The 3093-nt window shown below is 70.7% G+C and carries 3 protein-coding genes and 1 pseudogene; all 4 read right to left on the bottom strand.

From position 1 onward, the window contains the following. Window positions 1–377, bottom strand: a 377-nt coding sequence (locus tag CA984_RS43330; RefSeq protein WP_278249110.1) for an urease accessory protein UreF, incomplete at its 3' end; no start/stop codon positions are given. Between the two features lie 7 nt (window positions 378–384). After that, window positions 385–2109 (bottom strand): urease subunit alpha, encoded by a 1725-nt coding sequence (gene ureC / locus CA984_RS43325; protein WP_086579079.1) that lies wholly within the window; start codon window positions 2107–2109, stop codon window positions 385–387. Between the two features lie 6 nt (window positions 2110–2115). Then, entirely contained in the window at window positions 2116–2673 is a 558-nt protein-coding gene (ureB, locus tag CA984_RS43320; RefSeq protein WP_242676501.1) for an urease subunit beta, read from the bottom strand. 9 nt (window positions 2674–2682) lie between these two features. Next, a pseudogene (locus CA984_RS46880) lies at window positions 2683–3093 on the bottom strand (hypothetical protein); the annotation flags it as partial.

Genomic DNA, 3093 nt, shown 5'->3' with positions numbered 1-3093 from the left:
GCCCTCACCAGATCCGCCAGTTTCCCGGCCCCCGGCCCCCCGAAGACGCGGCCGGCGGTGTCCAGGACCTGGCGGCCGGTCCGGGTGGCGGCCGACCTGAGCTCGCGGTTGAGCTTGACGGCGTGCAGCCGCCGGTCGACCGCCACCAGCCGGTCCCAGTCCCCCTCGGCCGCCGCGCGGTGCGCGAGCACCAGTGCCGTCGCGTCGCCCGGCCCCACGGCGTGGCGGAGCAGGTCGGCCAGCAGGCCCGGCAGGTCCGCCGGACCCGCCAGGCCTGACTGGACGTAGCCCTCCAGGCCGTGCGACAGCGTGTACAGACCGCTCGGGAAGGCCGAGTCGGTCAGCTGGAGCTGGGCCAGCAGCGAGGCGAGGTTCACGCGAGGTTCACGCGATGAAATAGAGCTGGGTCAGCGGCAGCTTGGTGGCCGGTTCGATGGCCGCGTGCTCGCCGTCCAGCGTGACCTTGTAGGTCTCCGGGTCCACCTCGATCGTCGGCAGCGCGTCGTTGCGGATCATGTCCTGCTTGCCGATCGTGCGGCAGCCCCGCACGGGCTGGATCATCCGCTCCAGGCCGAGCTTGCCGGGCACCCCGGCCGCGATGCCGGCCTGCGACATGAAGGTGACGTTCGTCGCGGGCAGCGCCTTGCCGAACACCCCGAACATGGGCCGGTAGTAGACCGGCTGGGGCGTCGGCAGCGAGGCGTTCGGGTCGCCCATCTGCGCCCAGTTGATGTGCCCGCCCTTGATGACGATGTACGGCTTGGCGCCGAAGCCGTACATCTGCCAGATCACGATGTCGGCGATCTTGCCTGTCTCCAGCGAGCCGACCGCGTCGGAGATGCCCGTGGTGCGGGCCGGGTTGATCGTCAGCTTGGCCAGGTAGCGCAGGACCCGGAAGTTGTCGTTGCGGTCGGAGTCCTCCGGCAGCTTGCCGCGCAGTTCCTTGCAGTGGTGGGCGATCTGGAAGGCCCGGGTGAAGGACTCCCCGATCCGGCCCATCGCCTGCGAGTCGGAGGAGACCATGCTGATCACGCCCAGGTCGTGCATGACGGTCTCGGCGGAGATGGTCTCGGCGCGGACCCGGCTGTCGGCGAAGGCGACGTCCTCGGGGTTGTCGTGGCTGAGGTGGTGGCAGACCATCACCATGTCCAGGAGCTCGTCCATGGAGTTGACGGTGTAGGGCAGCGTCGGGTTGGTCGAGGAGGGCATCACGTTCGGCTCGCCCGCGATCCGGAGCAGGTCGGGGGCGTGGCCGCCGCCCGCGCCCTCGGTGTGGAAGGTGTGGATCGCGCGCCCGTCGATGGCGCTGACCGTGTCCTCCAGGAATCCGCTCTCGTTCAGGGTGTCGGTGTGGATGGCGACCTGGACGTCGTACTCGTCGGCGATCCTCAGCGCGTTGTCGATCACCGCGGGGGTCGAGCCCCAGTCCTCGTGGACCTTCAGCGCGCACGCCCCGGCCAGGATCTGCTCGCTCAGCGGTCCGGGCCGGCTGCCGTTGCCCTTGGCCATCAGGCCGATGTTGATCGGGAGGTTCTCGAACGACTGGAGCATCCGGCTGATCCCCCACGGGCCGGGCGTGCAGGTGGTGCCCCGGCTGCCGTCGGAGGGGCCGACGCCACCGGCGATCAGCGTGGTGATCCCGTTGCTCAGCGCGGCCTCGACCTGCTGCGGGCAGATGAGGTGGACGTGGCTGTCGATGGCCCCCGGCGTGGCGATCGTGTGCTCGCCGGACAGCACCTCGGTGCCGGGGCCGATGACGAGCCGCGGGTCGACGCCGTTCTCGGTGTTCGGGTTTCCCGACTTGCCGATGCCCGCGATCATGCCGTTCTTGATGCCGAGGTCCCCCTTGACGATGCCGAGGACCGGATCGACGACGACGACGTTGGTGATCACCATGTCGAGCGCGCCGCTGTGGTTGGTGGCGTTGGGCGTGGAGCCCATCCCGTCACGGGCGGTCTTGCCGCCGCCGTAGACGGACTCGTCACCGTAGAAGCCGGCGTTGTAGTCCTTCTCCACCTCGATCACGAGGTTGGTGTCGGCGAGCCGGATCCGGTCTCCGACGGTGGGGCCGAACATGTCGGCGTACTGCTTGCGACTCATGGACACCATGGGGCGTCAGCCTTTCTTCCTGGAGGCCGCCGGGGCCTTCCTAGCGGAGGCCGCCGGGGCCTTCTTGGCCGAGGCCGCCGGGGCCTTCTTGGCCGAGGCCGCCGGGGCCTTCTTCTGGGGTGCCTTCTCGGCCGCCCCGTCCGGGCTCCCGTCCTGACCGGCGGGCACGTCGAGGAAGCCGAGGATGTCCATCCGCTCCAGCGCGACCCGGTGGGCCTTGTCGGTGCGGACGCTGCCGTCCACCAGCCCGCTGAAGCCGTAGACGCGCAGGCCGCCGCCGTACTCGACGAGGTCGACGTTGTGGGTGTCTCCCGGCTCGATCCGGATGGCGTTGCCCGCCGGGAGGTCGAGGTGCATGCCGAAGGCCGCCTCCCGGTCGAAGGAGATCGCCCGGTTGACCTCGAAGAAGTGGTAGTGGGAGCAGATCTGGACGGCCCGGTCCCCGGTGTTGCGGACGGTCAGGCTGGCCTTCCTGCGCCCCTGGTTGATCTCGATCTCGCCTTCGCCGTACATGTAGCGTTCGTGCCTCGGCAGGCCTTCGTGCTCTCTGGTCTTGCGTGCCATGACTTCCCCTCAGTGACTGTGATCGTGATCGTGGTGATGGTGCGCGGCGGCGAGGCCGTCGTCGGCGTCCCTGTCCCACCGTTCACGCGCGGTCGCGACCCGCCGCCCGACCAGCTCCTCCAGGGAGGCGGCGGAGAGCAGCGGCCCCGCCCAGGTCACGTCCTCGGGCAGGCTCGGCTCGGCGAACGACGCCGGGACTGCCGTCACGTGCCGCGCGCCGAGCAGGCGGCACCGGGCCACCCCTTCGGCGACGTCCGGATCCCCGTCCGTGAACGCGACCTCGACCCAGCGGAGCCCGCTGTGCCGGCGGACCAGGTGAGCCACGCGGAACAGCTCCGCGTCGTCCTCGGGCGAGGCCGCGGGCGCGGTCACCAGCACCGCCCGGGGCCCGGCGGGCGGGGACGGCGCGGGGGCCGGGCC

The sequence above is a fragment of the Streptosporangium minutum genome (genome assembly GCF_002149035.1).
Taxonomy (GTDB): Bacteria; Actinomycetota; Actinomycetes; order Streptosporangiales; family Streptosporangiaceae; genus Streptosporangium; species Streptosporangium minutum.
The sequence above is the reverse complement of the archived record's forward strand: the minus strand, read 5'-3'. Positions and strand labels throughout refer to the sequence as shown.